Source organism: Limnochorda sp. LNt (assembly GCF_035593265.1).
GTDB lineage: Bacteria > Bacillota > Limnochordia > Limnochordales > Geochordaceae > Geochorda > Geochorda subterranea.
Genome location: NZ_CP141614.1, coordinates 2,865,834 through 2,883,212 on the forward strand (window position 1 = coordinate 2,865,834; position 17,379 = coordinate 2,883,212).

The window sequence follows — 17,379 nt, forward strand, 5'->3', positions numbered from 1 at the left end:
TGTAGAGAGTGGCTATGGCTAGTATTGCCGACGCTGCGGCTCCGCTGGCAGAGGCATCCGTCCAGTCGAAACGTCCCAACTGGCCAGTGTCCTGCTCCGTGCTATACTGGAGTCTGGTTACCCCTCGGCACCCGAGGAATCGACGCGAGAGGTGTGCGTCCGATGCGCGAGCTCACCCGCTGACCGGTGCGACATCCGTCGCCGAGGAAGGGTGAGCATGCGTGTTGGTCCGCGTCGAGCGGGTCTCCTTCGGCTTCGCCGGCGAGCCGTTGTTGAGCGACGTCTCCTTCACCGTCCACCGGGGGGATCGCATCGGCCTCGTCGGGCTCAACGGGTGCGGCAAGACCACGCTGCTCCAGATCATGGCCGGGCGCCTGCGCCCCCAGCAGGGTGAGGTCTCGGTCGCCCGGGGCGTGCGGGTGGCCTACGTGGGCCCCGAGCGTGAGCCGCCGCGAGGCGACCTGCCGCTGGGCGACTATCTCCTGGGGCCCCTCGAGCACCTCGTCGAGATGGAGCGCGATCTCCAGCGCCTCGCAGAGGAGCTGGCCCATGCACCACCGGAGCGGCGCGCCGCCCTGCTCGAGGCCTACGGAGAGCTGGCGTCGGTTTTCGAGCAGCGAGGCGGCTACGAGCTGGCGGCACGGGTGGCGGCGGTGGCCGAGGGGATGGGGCTGGCCCATGCCCTGGAGCGGCCCCTGGCGTCGCTGTCCGCCGGCGAGCAGGCGCGGGCGGCGCTGGGGCGGGCCCTGCTGGACGAGGCCGACCTCCTGCTGCTGGACGAGCCCACTAACCACCTTGACCTGCCGGGGCGGATCTGGCTAGAGCGCTACCTCGCGACCACGGCTCGCACCTGCGTCCTCGTCTCCCACGACCGTGCCTTCCTGGACGCCTGTGTCACCCGCATCCTCCACCTGGACCGCGGGCACGTGCGGGAATACGCGGGCAACTACGCGGCCTTCGAGGCGCAGCGGGCGGTGGAGCGCAAGACGGCGTGGGCCACCTACGAGCAGCGGGCCCGGGCCGTCCGACGCCTGGAGGCCCAGGCCCGGCGCTACCGTCAGTGGGCGCACGAGGTGGAGGCCACCAAGCTCGGGCAGGGGCCCGTCGACCGCGGCTACATCGGCCACAAGGCCGCCCGGATGATGAGACGAGCCCTGAGCGCCGAGAGGCGGCTACTGGAGAAGGCCGAGCAGATGAAGACGGCCAAGCCCTTCGAGCGGGACCCGGTGCGAATCCGGCCGCCCGACGCCGTTGTGCGCAGCGACCGGGTCCTGGTCCTCGAGTCGGTGGGCCTGGTCGTGGGGGGACGCACCCTGTTCGATGGAGTGTCCCTGGAGCTGGAGCCCGGCGAGCGGCTGGCCATCCTGGGGCCCAACGGGTGCGGCAAGACCTCGCTGCTCCGGGTCATCCTTGGGGAACTCGCGCCCTGGTCCGGACGGGTCTGGCTGAGCCCCTCGGCCCGCGTCGGCTACTTCGACCAGCAGCACCGGCAGCTCGACTGGGATCGCCCGGCGCTCGAGCAGCTCCTGGAGGGCGGTCACGACGAGACCCGGGTGCGCACGGTGCTGGGGCGCCTGCGGGTGCAGAGGGAGACGCCGCTGCGGCCCGTCGGCAGCCTCAGCTCCGGGGAGCGCGCCAAGGTGCTGCTGGGGCGCCTGCTGCTGGGAGGGTGCAACGTCATGGTGCTCGACGAGCCCACCAACCACCTGGACATCGAGACGCAGGACGTTCTCATCGAGGCGCTGGCCGCCTACACAGGCACCCTGATCTTCGTCACCCACGACCGCCACCTGGTCCGGGCCCTGGCCACCCGCACGCTGGAACTGGCAGGATCGGTCGGCCGTCCGAACGAAGCCACAAGGTGAGGCCACATCGACGGCCTTGGCAGCCGGCGCCGCCTGGATGGGTCGAAAGGGGAGCCGAAACGGTCGTGCAGATGCAGGAGCATCGGGTCGATCTGGTCGTGGTGGGAAGCGGAGCAGGCGGCATCACGGGTGCCATCGTCGGCGCCAAGCACGGGCTCAAGACGCTCATCATCGAGAAGGGGCGCGTGTGGGGTGGCTCGTCGTCGCTCTCCGGCGGGGGCATCTGGATCCCCAACAACCCCGTCTCACGGGCCGCAGGCTTGCAGGACAGCTTCGAAGAGGCACTCACCTACATGGAGACGGTCATCGGCGACGTGGGGCCGGCCAGCTCCCGGGAGCGCAAGATGGCCTTCCTGCGCCACGGGCCCGAGATGATCGCCTTCCTCATGCAGCAGGGCGTGCGGTTCGTGGCCAGCATGGAGTACCCCGACTACTACCCCGACAAGCCGGGGGGCAAGATCGGGCGCTCCCTGGACCCCGCCTTCTTCGACGCCCGCAAGCTGGGTGATCTGGCCGCCACCATGCGGACCCTCTCCATCGACGTGCCGGTCGCCTTCCGATCGGGGGAGACGCACCACCTCCCCAAGGCCTTCACGTTGCCTCGCCACTTCTTCAAGACCGTCGGCATCTTCACCCGCAGCATCGGGATGCGTCTGCGGGGCCAGCGCCCGCTGGGGCTGGGCAACGCCCTGGTGGGCCAGCTGATGTACGTGGCGCGGCGGCTCGGCGTGGATCTCTGGCTCAACGCACCCGCCCGGCGGCTGGTGGTGGAGGAGGGTCGCGTGGTCGGCGTCGAGGTAGAGCGCGACGGCGTCCCCGTGCGGGTGCGCAGCCGTGCGGTGCTGCTCGCCGCAGGAGGATTCGACCACAACGCCGAGATGCGCCGGCGCTACCAGGGGGTCGACGGCTGGTCGGTGGGCAACCCCGACAACACCGGCGACGTCATCCAGCAGTGCATGGAGTTGGGCTGCGACATGGCCCTGCTCGACGACGCGTGGTGGGGCGCGGTGGCAATCGACCCCAAAGGGGAGCGGCAGTTCCTGGTCTGGGAGCGCTCCATGCCCCACTGCATCGTGGTGGATCAGACGGGGCGGCGCTTCACCAACGAGTCGGCCTCTTACGTCGACTTCGGCCACGACATGCTGGCGCGAAACCGGGAGGTGCCGGCCATACCGTCGTGGCTCATCATGGACAGCCGCCACCGCAACCGCTACATCTTCGGCATGGCCATGCCCCGCATGACCCCGCGGGCATGGCTGGAGAGCGGCTTCTTCGTCAGGGCGGACTCGCTGGAAGAGCTGGCGCAGCGCTGCGGCATCGACCGTGACGGCCTGCTGGCGACGGTGGCGCGCTTCAACGAGATGGCCCGGCGCGGCGTGGACGAGGAGTTCGGCCGGGGGCGCACTGCCTACGACCGCTTCTACGGCGATCCCCGCTACCCCAACCCCAACCTGGGCCCCATCGAGCGGCCGCCGTTCTACGCCGTCAAGATCTTCCCCGGCGACCTGGGGACCAAGGGCGGCATGCTCACCGACGAGCACGCCCGCGTGCTCAAGGGCGGCGAGCCGATGCCGGGCCTCTATGCGGTAGGCAACTGCTCGGCCTCGGTGATGGGGCGCACCTACCCGGGCCCGGGCGCGACGTTGGGAGCCGCCATGACCTTCGCCTACATCGCGGCGAAACACGTCGTCGCCACGGCCTCGGCGCCTGCCAGCCAGGCTTAGCCGTCGCGGGTGCCAGGGCACCGAGGCGCTCCCGTCGTCGCAGGGCTGGAGCGGCTCCTCCTCGAAGGAGGAGCCGCCGTTCGCGTCGGGCCCGTGGGAAGGGTCGTGATGCGAGGGCAGCCTTCGTGGCAGGATGGGAGGGCTCCGCATGGGGGGTGAGGGCGGCGGCAGGAGGGCCGATGGTGGCTGCCGTCCGCACCGGGGGCACTGGCCGGTGCCGGGGGGCTGGCCTGCCTCATCGCCTGGATGGCGGTGGCAGGCGTCTTGCTGGCGGGACCGGTGCTGGCGCAGGAGTCGGGAGCGGCCGTGGCCGATGAGGAGCCACAGAGCAGCCCGCCATTCCGGCCCGAGGCCATCATCGTGCGGCCGGATCCCGCTGACCTGAGGACGAGCATCTGGACGGACCGGGGCCGCTACCGGCCAGGGGATCGGGTGCGCATCACCTTTTACGTCAGCGAGCCCGCCTACGTCTACATCTACGACCTGGACACGTCCGGCAAGGTGCGCCTCATCTTCCCCAACCGCTACGAGATGGACAACTTCGTGCGCCCCGGTACGCACACCATCCCCCGGCGAGGTTACAGCTTCGTGGTCTCGGGCCCCGGAGGCGCCGAATACCTCCAGATCATCGCCACCCTGCGTCCTCTACGCGACCTGGCGCCGTCGTCGGCCTTCCTCCGGGAGGCCCTCCCGCAACTGGGCGACGACCCCCGGGCGGTCAAGGGGCGTGTCGAGCGGTTGTTGAGTCCCGCTGGCCGGGGATGGGCCACGGCCTGGACCGCGTTTTGGGTGGTGGCGCCCAGGCCGTCGCCGCCACCGCCGCCCCCGCCACCACCACCCCCTCCCCCGCCGGCTCGCGTGCGGTGGGGGTATCTTCGCGTCACCAGCGACCCGTCCGGCGCCCGCGCCTACGTCGACGGCGACTACATCGGGCGCACCCCGGTCGAGGCGCAGGTGCGGGAGGGCTGGCACACGGTGCGCCTGCGGCTCGACGGCTACCCGGACCGGGAGGTGCGGGTCCACGTCGAGCCCGGCGAGCGGGAGCGGGTCGACGTGCGGTGGAGCCCTGACGAGCGGGAGGGCCGGGAGCCGGTGGCCCGGACCGAGGAGCCCCCTGAGCCGGGGCGCGCCCCGTCCGAGCCCAGGCCTGTCGGGCCCCATCGCCTGGGGCTGTCAGTGGGGGTGGACGGGGAGGGTGTCTGAAGCCTGGGGCTCGAAGGCGGCTCTGAGTTCTGGGCGGTGGGGGGCTCGGCGCGTTTCACGGGGCCCCTGCTGCCGCGGGAGACCCGGGGTGAACCGCTGACTGCTCCGGTCGTCGAGGTGCCCAACGGGCCCGAGTGGGAGATGTACGTCAAGCTGGCGCCGCCGGTGGGCGCGGTGGCGCTGGAGGTCGGGCTGGGTGTGGCCGTGCAGCCCAAGGCGGTGCGAGAACGGGAGGCGACGGAGCTGCTTCGCGAGACGAACCCGTACGGGCTCTACCCCGCGGTGCACTGGGAGCCTCGTCCCGCCCGGTGGTACCTCACCTGGAGCCTGGGGGCGCGCCTCGACCTGGCCCGGGCCTACCTGACCGCGGCCTACCACAACCGGCGGGGCGTGGTGGCGGGGATGGGGGCACGCTTCTGAGGCGGAGAGGAGGCCCGTCATGAGACCTCACCCGGCGGCCGAGGCGTTCTTGCAGAGGCGCTACGTGGCAGTCTTCGTCACGACGCGCCCGGACGGCACGCCGCATGCAGCGCCCGTCTGGTTCGAGTACGAGGCGAGCGAGGAGGGCGGCCTCTTCCGCATCTGCACGGACCCCGAGAGCGTCAAGGTGCGCAACCTGCAGGCCCACCCCACCGCGGCCCTCTGCGTCGCCACCCACGAGCCGCCGTACCGATACGTGCTGGCCGAGGGGCAGGCCCGCCTCGAGACGGCCAGCGAGCCCGACAGCGCTCCACACCGCCTGCTGCGGCGATTGGCCGTACGCTACCTGGGCGAGCAGGAGGGGCTTCGCTACGCCGACTCGCTGCGGGGCGAGGCGCTCACCATGGTGACCCTGGCGGCCCAGCGAGTGCGGTGGTACGACGAGAGCGCCGGCACGGGCTGGCGTTGTACAGTAAGTGGCCACAACCCGCCCCCACCCGCACGGTGCGAAGCGGGTTTGCGGGCCATTCCCCGTAGAAAAACGCGGATGCGCGTAGACACAACCACAAAAGATGTAGCTATTGACACAGCGTGGTAAACGAGTTACGATGTAGGCACGATGTACGTGCGCACCGTCACTTCCAAGGGCATCCAATACGCCCAGCTTGCCCATAACGTCCGGGACCCCAAGACTGGACAGCCCCGGGCCCAGGTGCTGTACACCTTCGGCCGGGTCGACCAGCTCGACCTGGACGCGCTGCGCCGCCTGGTGCGCAGCATCGCCCGGTTCCTGCCCCCCGACGAGCAGGCCCAACTGCAGAAGGATCTCGGCATGGAGTGGCCCTTTCGGTACCTGGGCTCCCTGAAGCTGGGCGGGACGTGGCTTTCGGACGGGCTGTGGCGGCGGCTGGGCATCCAGAAGACCTTGCAGCGCCTGCTCAAAGCGCTGCCACTACCAGACCCCCATCGAGCGGCTCCTCTTCGCCATGGCGGCCAACCGGGCCCTGGCGCCGTCCAGCAAGCTGGCCATCGAGAAGTGGGTGGCGCAGGACGTCTACATCGACCAGCTGCCCGCGGTGGAAGTCCACCAGCTCTACCGGGCCATGGACTTTCTGCTGGAGGCTGCCGAGGCGATCCAGCGCGAGGTCTTCTGGACGCTGGCCAACCTCTTCAACCTCGAAGTGGACGTCATCTTCTTCGATACGACGACGGCGTACTTCGAAATCGAGGGCGAGGACGCCGACGGGTTGCGCCGCTGGGGGCACAGCGCCGATGATCATCCGAAGATGGCCCAGGTGGTCATCGGCTTGGCCGTGACCCGGGACGGCATCCCGGTCCGCTGCCGGGTCTGGCCCGGCAACACCGGCGACCAGAACGTCGTGGCCGAGGTCAAACGGGATCTCAACGGCTGGAAGCTCAACCGGGTGGTCGTGGTGTTGGACACGGGCTTCAACTCCGAGGCGAACCGCCGCATCCTGCAGGGCGCCGGCGATCACTACATCATCGGGGAGAAGTTGCGGGTGGGCCCCCAGGGGTGCCCGCGGAGGCGCTGCGCCGGGCGGCAAGTACCGCAGGCTTCCCGACGGGCTGGAGATCAAGGAGGTCGTGGTCGGAGGGGATAGCGCCGCCCGCCGGCGCTTCGTCATCGTCCGCAACCCCGAGGAGGCCGAGCGGGACCGCCAGAAGCGGGAGTCCATCCTGGCCGAGCTTCGCCAGCGGCTCGAAGCGCTCAAACAGAAGCAGGGCGAGGCGCATACCAAGGCAGCCTGCGAGCTGCGGGCCCACGAGACCTTCGGCCGCTACCTGCGCCAGACGTGGGCGCGCGACTGGTCATCGACGCGGCCAAGGTTCGCCGAGAAGCCGCCCTCGACGGGAAGTTCGTGATCAGCAGCTCCGACGACTTTCGCCCGCCGAAGACCTGGTCTACGGCTACAAGCAACTCTGGCAGGTGGAACGGGTGCACCGGCACCTGAAGCACACGGTCGACGTCCGGCCGATGTACCACCGGCTCGACGACCGCATCCGGTCCCACGTGCTGCTGTGCTGGCTGGCCCTCCTCATGATCCGGGTGGCCGAGAACGAGACGGGCCAGACCTGGCGACAGATGCGGGATCTGGTCGCCCCCATCGACGTGGGCCGCCACGCCACCGCCCACGGCGAGGTCTGGCAGGTCCGCCCCCTCACCGAAGAGCAGAAGGCGCTGTTTCAGGCCCTGAAGGTCGACCGACCGCCCCACTACCTGAAGATTGTGACGCCCACCCGAAAAACGGCGTAGATACAACCGCTTTGTCCACCTCAGCCCTTATAGATCCCGTCATGTCGCTCTTTGTCACCTTGAATTGTCGCTACGAGCTGTTCAACGCCAGTTTGGCTCAAGCCTACTATCAACGCTGCCGCCAGCGGGGGCTGCGGCCTGTGGAAGCCATCAAGCGGGTAGCCCGACGGATGTCGGACATCGTCTACGCGATCCTGCGGGAAGGCAAGCCCTACGATCCCGCCCGGGTCCAGGCGTCCATGGCAGCCCGTCAACAACTGCAAGCGCCGGGAACGGATGGCAAGCCCCTCGAAGCGAAGGGACTCCGAAGCCTTGCCCGTCCCAGCACCGTCACTGTACCCGATCGGGGGGGCTAGGATGAACGAGGCCGGCCCCCGTTCACGGCGAACGTAGGTTACGTCCCCAGGGGGACGCAGAGCTACAGCGTGAAGGAGGCCGGCAGGTGGATTCTATCACGAAGTTCGTGGGGCTGGACGTGGCAAAGGACACGATCGCAGTGGCCGTGGCGGAGCGAGGGGCGGCACCGCCCCGGTACCTGGGCAGCGTGCCGAACACGCCCGAGGCGGTGCGCAAGCTGGTGCGGCGGCTGGGCACGCCGGAGCAGCTGGCGGCGTGCTACGAGGCAGGGCCCACCGGCTACGGGCTGTACCGGTTGTTGACCGGGCTGGGGGTGCGGTGCATCGTGGTGGCGCCGTCGCTGACGCCCGTTCGGCCCGGCGACCAGGTGAAGACCGACCGGCGCGACGCCCTGCGGCTGGCGCAGTTGCTTCGAGCCGGCGAGCTGACGCCCGTCTGGGTACCGGGCGAGGACGACGAGGCGCTGCGGGACCTGGTGCGGGCCCGGGAGAGCGCCAAGCGGGACCTCAAGCGCGCCCGCCAGGAGCTCACGAGTTTCCTGTTGCGTCACGGCATCGCGGCGCCCAACGGCGCGAAGCGGTGGTCCCGGACGTTCCTGCGCTGGCTCGATACCCTGGGCTTTGCCCACCGGGCCACCCAGGTGGCCTTCCAGGAGTACCTGCAGGCGGTGCATGAGCGGCAGGCCCGGGTGGAGCGGCTCGAGGCGGAGATCCACGCGATGGCCACCGAGGGTCGCCGGGCGCCGGTCATCCAGGCGTTGCAAGCCCTCAAGGGGGTCCGGGAGGTCACGGCGGTGACGCTGGTGGCCGAGATTGGGGTGTTCTCCCGCTTTCGCAGCCCGGCCCAGCTGATGGCGTACGCAGGGCTGGTGCCCCGCGAGCATTCGAGCGGCGTCCAGACCCGCCGGAGCGGGATCACCAAGACCGGCAACGCGCACGTCCGGTTTGTGCTGGGGGAAGCGGCCTGGGCGTATCGCCACCGGCCCGCCGTGAAGGCTCCCTTGCGCAGCCACCAACAGGGGGTCGACCCCGACGTCCTGCGCATCTCCCTCAAGGCGCAGCAACGGCTGCACCGCAAGTACTGGCGCCTGCTCAGCCGGGGCAAGCCTGCGACGGTGGCGGCGACCGCGGTGGCTCGGGCTGGCGTTGTACACCCATGATCCCCTGTCAAGGGCTTTCCTCAAGCAGCGGCTTTCGGTTGGGCTCCTTTCCGAGTCTGCTTGATCGCATAAGGGCTGCGGTCAACGATTTGATCGACCCGCTCGCCCAGCCACCTCAGCACATAGGCCGTGGGATCGGATAGCAGCCTGACGGGAGGGCGGAGGGCGGCAGGACGAGGTTCAACAGGGATCCGGCCGACCGGGTGAGCCGGGACGGACCGGGGACCGGTGGGGGGAATCCTCGATTGCGCCTATGCACACGGCCTGGTGGCCGCACGTGCGTCGCTAGTTCGAGGCAGCTCCCCGACGGATGGCGTACCATGCGGTAGCCAACCCGCGGATATCAGGGTGCCAACCGTCGACGACATCCCCGGCCCGGCTCCACCCCGGCGGATCACAACGGGGGTTGACGGCCTCGTTCATATCAGGCGCAAGCTGCTGCTGCGTGCACAGGTTTTCCACAACCGGCACCTTGACAGAGAGCGCCATACCCACAACCCTGTAACCTCCGCAACCCACGGCTACCTTCCTGTCTCCGTGTCTGGCCTACCTGGAGGGAGTGAGCACCTTTCCGTTAAGGACGGAACTGGCCATACATCGGTCAACCGCTATCTGGCCGTCGACCAGGACCCAAGTAACGCCGACAGGGAATTGGTGCGGGTTGGCAAAGGTCGCCCGGTCCGCTATCGTACCGGGATCGAAGACGACAAGGTCAGCGTAGTACCCCTCCCGAACCTCCCCACGCCGAGAAAGGCCCAGCTTCTGTGACGCTTTTCCTGTCATCTTGTGGATGGCCTCTTCAAGAGAGAGGAGCCGTCGTTCTCTTACGTAGTGTCCAAGAACCCTCGGGAACGTTCCATAGCAACGAGGATGCGGATGGCCGCTACCAGTTGGACCTCCCGGGGTGATCGACCAACCGTCGGAACCGAACATAGACTGCGGCTTCGGGATCAGGAAATCTACGTCGTCTTGCGACATGACGAAGTTGACCATGGAAACCTGGTTATCCTCTTCGACGATAAGATCCATCATAAACTCGACAGGATCCTGGCCAACCTGGTCAGCTACCTCCTGCACGGTTAACCCTTGCATCCAACGGTTTCTCTCACTACCTACGTGGGCAATCTGAATATCCTTCCAATCAACGGGGAAGAAGTTGGGCCAGTCCGGTGTACCATGGATAACATCGTAGCGAATGCGGGGCCGCAACTCAGAATCCTTGAGGCGCGCCAGCATTGCCTGCGTGCCTCCGACATGCACCCAAGGCGGTAGTAACTGGCTCAGATTGGCACTACCGGCCGTATACGGGTAAATGTCATACGTGACGTCAAGGTTCCGGGCTGCCTCCTCAATCAGCGAATAAGTAACCCGAACTCTCCCCCAGTTCACCCGGCCGGCAGCCTTGTGGTGCGAGATCTGCACACGTACCCCTGCTTCCCTGCCAATCTGCAGCGCCTCTCGCACTGAATCCACCACGGTCGACGCCTCGCCGCGCATGTGAGAGGCGTAGAAACCACCATAGCGCGCCACAATCTTGGATAGTTCAATCAGTTCGGAAGTGTCGCTGTACATGCCTGGAGGGTATACGAGCCCAGTAGACATGCCGAAGGCCCCCGCCTCCATGGCTTCTGTCACCAGGTGGTGCATGGTTTCGAGTTCGTCGGCTGTCGGAGGCCGTTTGTCGAAACCCATCGCGGCAGAACGAATCGATCCATGCCCGACCAGGGGCACTACGTGGGTAGCAAACCGGGCCTGACGCAGAACCTGGAGGTAATCGCCAAAACTTTCCCACGTCCACTCGACGCCGTAGTCATAGATACCTAGCGACTTACGCACGTCCTCCTTAACTTGGTTGGTGATAGGGGCCGGTGAGAGACCGCAATTACCGATCACTTGGGTAGTGATCCCCTGCCGCACAGTACTTTCGGCCCGACCATCCGCAAGCAGCGCAAGGTCCGAATGGGTGTGCATGTCGATGAACCCCGGAGCCACGATCTGCCCGGAGGCATCCAGTCGCCGGATAGCGTTCGCGCTGCTAAGGTCCGCGACAGCGACAATCCGGTCCCCAACGATGCCCACGTCGGCGCGACGGGGAGGAGCACCCGTGCCGTCTACGACAAGGCCGTCGGCAATGATGAGGTCGAATGTCATATTTCCACTTGCTCCTTCCCAACGTGATTCGAGAAGAGGTCAACCGAGACGCCGCAACCTCGGATCCAGTAGGTCGCGCAGACCATCACCAAGCAGATTCAGCCCCAGCACCGTTAATACAATGGCGAGGCCAGGGAACCACGCGATCCAGGGGGCCACCGTCATGTATTGACGGCCACCCGCCAGGATGTTACCCCAGCTCGGCACGCCGGGGGGAACTCCCACGCCAAGAAAGCTCAGTGACGCTTCGCCCAGAACGGAAAAGGCGAACGTGAAACTGGCCTGAACAATGAGAGGTGACGCAGCGTTAGGCAGAACGTGGCGCAAGATTACGCGGGTAGAACTGGCGCCAAGCGCCTGCGCAGCCTGGACATACTCTCTCTCCCGTACGATCAGCACTGCACTGCGTACCACCCGCGCCACTCTGGGCGTATAGACGATTCCGAGAGCGATCACGACGTTGCCCATGTTTGGCCCTAGAGCGGCCATCAGAGCTATGGCAAGCAAGAGGTCCGGCAAGGCCATGAGACCATCCATCACGCGCATGATAGGTGAATCCAAGTATCGAAAGTACCCCGCCAGAAGTCCGCAGATCGTCCCCAAAGAGGTTGACAGGATGACTACCAGAGCCCCTACCGACAGCGACAGACGAGCGCCAAACAGCACGCGACTGAGCACGTCGCGCCCCAGTTCATCCGTTCCGAAAGGGTGAACCGCTGAGGGAGCTTGCAGTCTGTTCAGGGGATTGATCTGTTCTGGCGGGTAAGGAGCGAGCCAGGGAGCCAGAATACCAGAAGCAGTCGCCAGCAAGGTCAGCATCAAACCCCCAGCTATTAAGCGATGACGACGCGCCCAGCGCACAGCCCTGGAAGGGTCCAAACCCGGGCTTCGAGTCGACAGCATCCCCAACGGTTTACCGCCCTCTCGGCGCGTCTCAGTACTTAATGCGGGGGTCTACGTACACGTACACAAGGTCTACTAGCAAGTTTACCAACACGTAAATCGCGGCGACGAGCATGATGGTGGCCTGGATCACGGGGTAATCGCGTCGAAGTACAGACGAGACCACAAGTCGCCCGATCCCGGGGATACCAAACACCGTTTCGGTTACCACCGCCCCACCCATGAGCCCTGCGAAAGTTAGCGCAACCACGGTTATAATGGGGACCAGCGCGTTTCGCAGAGCATGTTTGAAGATTACGCGCATCATCGCTAGACCTTTGGCGCGTGCCACTCGCACGTAATCTTCCCGCAGCACATCAAGCATGGCGGAACGAGTAATGCGCGAAATAAGGGCCGAGTTTGGGAACCCGAGGGCGATTGACGGCAGAACAAAATAGCGAAGGCTGTCGAGGACACCCGAGCGGAGAGGCAGATAGCCTGCCGCAGGTAACCATCCCAGGCCCACCGCGACATACAGGATCAGAGTGAGCCCCAGCCAGAACGATGGGACGGAGGCGCCTAGTAGAGCCATCCCCATCACAAGCTGGTCAACTACAGTGCCTCTTCGAAGTGCAGCGACTACACCAGCCGGCAGTCCAATCATAATGGCTACTAGTAACGCCATTCCTGCGAGGAGCAGGGTCGGTTCTGCGCGTTCCAAGAGGATGTCCGACACGGGTCTCTGCGCGAAATGGGAGATCCCCAGGTCTCCTCGTATCATCCTACTAAACCAGGCCACAAACTGTACCATGAGGGGACGATCGAGCGCCAGCTGCTGTCGCAAACGCTGCACGTCTTCCACCGTGGCGTTAGGTCCGAGCATGACGCTGGCCGGGTCTCCTGGGGCCAGATGAATGAGTAGAAAGGCTACGACTGCGACTACGAGCAGCACTACTATCAGCGATAACAGCCGGCGCCCGATGTATTGCAACAAGACCTATCGTCCCCTCATATACGACAATTACGACTTCACCGCTGGAGCCCAACATTCCAGAAGTTGGGCCACGGCGACGCCCACATGTTCACGAGGCGGGCCGTACCGATGTCGAACAGCACCTCCTCGCCCACCCGGATTGCCGGCACCTCTTCGTAAATGAGCTCCTGGAGCTGGTTCCAAAGTTCGAGTCGACGTGCGTGATCCATCTCCGAGTTGAAGGCCTGCAGCAGACGGTTCTTCTCGGGGCTATCCCACCAGCCCGGATACTCGCTGCCAAAGATGGTGATTAGCGAAGGATCGGGCACGAAGGCATGGCCCGTTACGAACGCGTCATAGGCGTCGGGTTTGCTTCGGCGGTCGAGCAGTGTGGCCCAGTCATATATCTGCAGGTCAACGTTGAACCCCGCCTGTTGCCACTGGGCGGCCACCACCGTAGCTATCTTGTAGATGTAGTCATATTCCGTAGTGGCGATCAGGCGAATCGGTTCGCCGCGGTAGCCTGCCCTCCCCATCAGTTCTCGAGCGAGCGCTCTGTTCTTCTGGTTGTAGTAGTGCGCTCCCGCCTTAGAATACCAGGGGGTGCCCGGAGGATAATACGACGGCTCGAGCCGATAAAACGTCGGCAACCCATAGGCCGCTGCAAGAATTGGCTGCATATCGAGGGCGGCCTGAGCCGCTTGCCGGAGTGTTTGGTTTGCCATCAAGCCTTGCTTCTTGTTGAAGATTACCCATCCCCACTGGCCTGGTTGAATAGTGAAGGCCTTAACGTTAGGATTCCGCTGGACCTCTGGATAGCTTTCCTTGGTAATCTGAATAGCGTAATCATAGTCACCAGTCAGAATGCCTGCAAGCCGGCTTCCGGCCTCGGGCACCGGATAGAACTCTATTGCGTCGAGGTAACCGACCTTACTTCCCGCAAACCCGCTCGGCTCATCTGATCGAGCCGCATACTGCTCAAACCGTACGAGGCGGATGCGGTAGTCGCGCCGCCACTCCTCAAACCGATAAGGGCCGGTGCCGACGTACTCCGATATTGGCTGGTCGCCGAAACGCTCGACAACCGACTTAGGATAGATGGCCGCTGCCGTATTTTGGAAAGCGAGGAAGGCAAGGAGCGGGGCGAACGGCTGTCGGAGATGAAGCACGACCGTATACGGACCCTGGGCTTCCACTCGGTCGATGTACTGAAACGCAATGCGGCCTCGGCTTGCCACCCGACCCCACCGACTCAAAGAGGCCACAACGTCCTCAGATGTCATTTCCTTGCCGTTATGAAATCGAACGCCCCGTCGCAACTGGATGGTATATGTTCGTCCGTCCGGGCTGATCTGGTAAGACTCTGCCAGCATCGGGCGAATCTCGTACTTCGCGTCGAACGCGAAGAGCTGCTCGAAGATGTGCTGCGCAATCATGCTAACCAAGTCAGAAGGTACCATTTGGATATCCAGATTCGGAGGTTCGCCTATGGTTGCCACCCTCAGAGTGCCGCCGGAGGGAATCTCGGCGGCAGCTTGCGCTTGCGCAACCATAGCGGTTAGGCTTGCCGTCAGGACGAGAATCGCCACGATGGTACCTCGACACACGGGATGACAGGTCATTCTCTCGAGCCCTCCTTTGCTACAAGCGGTAGTCCATATCCCCGTAGCACTACACTACAACCTTGCGGCCACCCCCAAGAGCCTGTCTACCACCAGCTCGGCCTCACCCTCCTCTAAAGTCATGGGATTGATGTAAACCCCGTCCTCGCCTTCGAGCGTCACAGCGATGGCAGGATCTCCAGCCAGAAGCGCATCTCGCACTGCTGCTGCCCAGCCCAGGGCACCCGGTTTACGTACTAGTGCACGAGGGATCGGTTGCCCGGCCTCGTTGGGGAAGGTCCGAATGGCCTGCAGTCCGAGGCCTCCCGCCTCAACACGCTCAATGACTAGGCGTACCTGGCGCTCACACCACTGAAGTCGAGCGGCATGATCCATCTTTACGTAACGCTCGACAGCAGCCATTAGGCCAGCTAGCTCTTCGCGGCCTACTTTCAACATTCGCCCGATGCCATAGGTCGGAAATCCTGTTTCGGCTATCGCTTCTACAAACTGTCTGCGCCCCAGCACCAGTCCCGTAGATTGTGGCCCTCGCAGGTCCTTGCCACCGCTGAAAACCGCCGCATCCGCCCCCGCCTGCGTCAGCGACCAGAGGTTCTCTACCGGCGGAAGCTGCGCTGCGGCATCTACGACGACAGGCACTCGGTGGCGGCGGGCAACCTCAATCACCGCTTTCAAGGGCAACGCACCAGGAGCAGTCCACCCCGACATGGTGTAGAAGATAGCCACCGTTCGTTGGGTGATGGACGCCTCCAGTTCATCCACGGTCGGCGGGTCGATAGTGTTTGGGTAGCCCACCTCAACGAGGCGAACGCCCAATTGTCGCACAGCCCAGTCGTACGGGTTTCGGTGTGCCCTGTAAACCACGACCTCAGAGTTAGCAACTTCTTCAGACTTGAGCCATCGGAAGGGCTTTCCAAAGCGTAGCGATACAGCAGCAGCCGCCGCAAGATAGAGCCCCGCGGCGCACCCGCACGTGACGTATGCGCCTTCGTTCCGAGTGAGCTCGGCGATACGGGCGTGTACCCGGGCCTGGAAGTCCTGGATGCGAGTAAAGGAGGAAGCCGCCGATACCATGGCCTCAATGACCTCGCGCGGCATCCGTGACCCACCAAATACAGTATAGGTCCCGGCCGCGTTGACAAGCCGCGGCATCCCGAGATCCGCGTAGATGTCTCGCAAGCCGCTTCCTCCCTTGCTTCCCGATCAGCCACAGTGATGGTGTGACCGTCACCCAATGGCGACAATCAGTTCCACCTCCACCGGGATCCCAAACGGGAGTTCACTTGTGCCGATGGCAGTTCTTGCATGCTTTCCAGCATCACCGAAGACGGCTTCCAACAGTTCGGAAGCACCATTAATCACAAACGGCTGACGACCGAACCCGGTCGCGCTGCGTACCCATCCCGTCAACTTCACGACGCGGCGGACTTCTGACAGGGAACTGAGTTCGGCCTTAAGTACCGCAAGAGCGTTCAACGCCGCCAGGCGTGCGGCCGCATAGCCCTGTTCTTCCGAGAGGTCAGCCCCCACAACCCCCTGATACGCTGGCTTCCCGTCACGTATCGGCCCCTGACCGGAGACAAAGACCAGCTTACCTACGACTATGGCCGGCACATACGCTGCCACAGGCGCTGGAGGTGAAGGCAACGCCAATCCGAGTTGGGCTAGACGCTCCTCCGGCGACATCTCGTTACCCCGCTTTCGCAGTTTCGGTTTAGCCCCTGATTCCCGAAGCCCATCTTCTTGGCGCGTTTGATGCGGACCACCAATCAGCGCCTATCCCGGGGGCCGCCCGTGAGCAGAGCGTTGAGCTCCTCTCGGCTGATAAGGAGCAGGTCGCCCCAGCGAGCCTGGGCCATGGCCGCCAGGGCGCACCCCTGTTGCAGCCCCCGCTCCAGGTCCCCGGCCAGGTACCCATCGAGCAGTCCGGCCGCGAACGCGTCACCCCGTCCGATACGGTCCACGATCTCGCCCCGATAGGCACCCGCCGCCAGCTGCCGCTGGCCGTCCCAGGCGACGGCTCCCTCCGCTCCCCGGGTCAGGACCACCACCCGTGCCCCCATGGCCTCCTGCAGCCCCCGCAAGGCCCGCTCGTCTCCGTCGAGACCGAAGACCACCGCGGCGTCCTTGCGCGAGCAGATCAGCAGATCCACTCGCCCCGCAAACAGGCGCTTCAGCACCTCACGAGCCCGCTCGGGTGCCCACAGCCGTGCCCGATAGTTGACGTCCAGGCTCACTCGAAGGCCCCGGGCCCTGGCCTCGGTCACCGCCGCTTCCACCGTCTGGAGGGGGCCCTCTCCCAACCCGGGCGTGATGCCGGTAAAGTGCATCAGCTCGAAGGACTCCAGCCCGTCCCACCGGATGGCCTCCGGCGCCAGGCCGGCGAAGCTCGACTGACCCCGGTCGTACCAGACCTGCACGTCCTCCGGCGTGATGCCCGTCTCGGTGAAGTAGAGGCCCACCCGGCCCTCCTCGGCCCAGACGACCCGGCTCACGTCGACCCCGGCTGCGGCCAGCGCGCCGACTACCCGGCGGCCCAGCGGGTTGCGGGGGAGCCGGGAGATCCAGCAGGCCCTGCGTCCCAGGCGGGCCAGAGCGACGGCCACGTTGGCCTCCGTGCCCGCCACGCTCACGTACCATGCCGCCGCCTGCTCCAGCGTCCACCCGTGCGGCGGGTAAAGGCGGATCAGGGCCTCCCCCAGCGTCACCACGTCCGCCGCGCCTGCACTGTCCGTCACGTCCACGCCT

Annotated in this window: 14 protein-coding genes and 1 pseudogene; 8 read left to right on the top strand and 7 right to left on the bottom strand. The window is 65.6% G+C overall.

Annotated elements, in window-relative coordinates; genetic code table 11:
* Window positions 1–221 precede the first annotated feature (221 nt).
* The 8 genes and pseudogenes from abc-f (at window position 222) to VLY81_RS13780 (ending at window position 9,003) form a co-directional block, all read left to right on the top strand.
* Window positions 222–1,865, top strand: a complete 1,644-nt coding sequence (gene abc-f / locus VLY81_RS13735) for a ribosomal protection-like ABC-F family protein (protein WP_324668793.1) — start codon at window positions 222–224, stop codon at window positions 1,863–1,865.
* A 71-nt stretch (window positions 1,866–1,936) separates the two neighbouring features.
* Window positions 1,937–3,589 carry an FAD-binding protein gene (locus tag VLY81_RS13740; protein WP_324670429.1) on the top strand — a complete coding sequence of 551 codons (1,653 nt, stop codon included), beginning with the start codon at window positions 1,937–1,939 and terminating at the stop codon, window positions 3,587–3,589.
* A 246-nt stretch (window positions 3,590–3,835) separates the two neighbouring features.
* A complete protein-coding gene (locus tag VLY81_RS13745; RefSeq protein WP_324668794.1) occupies window positions 3,836–4,792 on the top strand; it encodes a DUF4384 domain-containing protein in 957 nt (318 codons plus the stop codon).
* A 36-nt stretch (window positions 4,793–4,828) separates the two neighbouring features.
* Complete coding sequence (locus VLY81_RS13750; protein WP_324668795.1) at window positions 4,829–5,212, top strand: hypothetical protein; 384 nt, start codon at window positions 4,829–4,831, stop codon at window positions 5,210–5,212.
* A gap of 19 nt (window positions 5,213–5,231) precedes the next feature.
* A complete protein-coding gene (locus tag VLY81_RS13755; protein WP_324668796.1) occupies window positions 5,232–5,810 on the top strand; it encodes a TIGR03618 family F420-dependent PPOX class oxidoreductase in 579 nt (192 codons plus the stop codon).
* A 21-nt stretch (window positions 5,811–5,831) separates the two neighbouring features.
* Window positions 5,832–7,487, top strand: a pseudogene (locus VLY81_RS14910) (IS1634 family transposase).
* Window positions 7,488–7,528: 41 nt separating this feature from the next.
* Complete coding sequence (locus VLY81_RS13775) at window positions 7,529–7,843, top strand: hypothetical protein (protein WP_324668798.1); 315 nt, start codon at window positions 7,529–7,531, stop codon at window positions 7,841–7,843.
* Between the two features lie 86 nt (window positions 7,844–7,929).
* The gene (locus VLY81_RS13780) at window positions 7,930–9,003 is read left to right on the top strand and encodes an IS110 family RNA-guided transposase (RefSeq protein ID WP_324668800.1); all 1,074 of its coding nucleotides are present in this window, start codon (window positions 7,930–7,932) and stop codon (window positions 9,001–9,003) included.
* 546 nt (window positions 9,004–9,549) lie between these two features.
* Here the strand turns inward: VLY81_RS13780 and VLY81_RS13785 are convergent.
* The 7 genes from VLY81_RS13785 to VLY81_RS13815 form a co-directional block, all read right to left on the bottom strand.
* Window positions 9,550–11,154 (bottom strand): N-acyl-D-amino-acid deacylase family protein, encoded by a 1,605-nt coding sequence (locus VLY81_RS13785; protein ID WP_324668801.1) that lies wholly within the window; start codon window positions 11,152–11,154, stop codon window positions 9,550–9,552.
* A gap of 39 nt (window positions 11,155–11,193) precedes the next feature.
* A complete protein-coding gene (locus tag VLY81_RS13790; RefSeq protein WP_324670431.1) occupies window positions 11,194–12,057 on the bottom strand; it encodes an ABC transporter permease in 864 nt (287 codons plus the stop codon).
* A 31-nt stretch (window positions 12,058–12,088) separates the two neighbouring features.
* Window positions 12,089–13,030, bottom strand: coding sequence for an ABC transporter permease (locus VLY81_RS13795; RefSeq protein ID WP_324668802.1), 942 nt, complete (start codon window positions 13,028–13,030; stop codon window positions 12,089–12,091).
* A gap of 35 nt (window positions 13,031–13,065) precedes the next feature.
* Window positions 13,066–14,598 carry an ABC transporter substrate-binding protein gene (locus VLY81_RS13800; protein ID WP_324668803.1) on the bottom strand — a complete coding sequence of 511 codons (1,533 nt, stop codon included), beginning with the start codon at window positions 14,596–14,598 and terminating at the stop codon, window positions 13,066–13,068.
* 87 nt (window positions 14,599–14,685) lie between these two features.
* Window positions 14,686–15,810, bottom strand: a complete 1,125-nt coding sequence (locus VLY81_RS13805) for an aminotransferase class V-fold PLP-dependent enzyme (protein ID WP_324668804.1) — start codon at window positions 15,808–15,810, stop codon at window positions 14,686–14,688.
* A 48-nt stretch (window positions 15,811–15,858) separates the two neighbouring features.
* Window positions 15,859–16,317, bottom strand: a complete 459-nt coding sequence (locus VLY81_RS13810; RefSeq protein ID WP_324668805.1) for a RidA family protein — start codon at window positions 16,315–16,317, stop codon at window positions 15,859–15,861.
* 83 nt (window positions 16,318–16,400) lie between these two features.
* The gene (locus VLY81_RS13815; RefSeq protein WP_324668806.1) at window positions 16,401–17,369 is read right to left on the bottom strand and encodes a sugar kinase; all 969 of its coding nucleotides are present in this window, start codon (window positions 17,367–17,369) and stop codon (window positions 16,401–16,403) included.
* Window positions 17,370–17,379 lie beyond the last annotated feature (10 nt).

What these genes read in the sequence shown, in the direction of transcription:
- VLY81_RS13755 (WP_324668796.1), top strand. Translation starts at nt 5,232, where the DNA reads ATGAGACCTCACCCGGCGGCCGAGGCGTTCTTGCAGAGGCGCTACGTG.
- VLY81_RS13775 (WP_324668798.1), top strand. Translation starts at nt 7,529, where the DNA reads ATGTCGCTCTTTGTCACCTTGAATTGTCGCTACGAGCTGTTCAACGCC.
- VLY81_RS13785 (WP_324668801.1), bottom strand. Translation starts at nt 11,154, where the DNA reads ATGACATTCGACCTCATCATTGCCGACGGCCTTGTCGTAGACGGCACG.
- VLY81_RS13740 (WP_324670429.1), top strand. Translation starts at nt 1,937, where the DNA reads ATGCAGGAGCATCGGGTCGATCTGGTCGTGGTGGGAAGCGGAGCAGGC.
- VLY81_RS13790 (WP_324670431.1), bottom strand. Translation starts at nt 12,057, where the DNA reads ATGCTGTCGACTCGAAGCCCGGGTTTGGACCCTTCCAGGGCTGTGCGC.
- VLY81_RS13810 (WP_324668805.1), bottom strand. Translation starts at nt 16,317, where the DNA reads ATGTCGCCGGAGGAGCGTCTAGCCCAACTCGGATTGGCGTTGCCTTCA.
- VLY81_RS13745 (WP_324668794.1), top strand. Translation starts at nt 3,836, where the DNA reads ATGGCGGTGGCAGGCGTCTTGCTGGCGGGACCGGTGCTGGCGCAGGAG.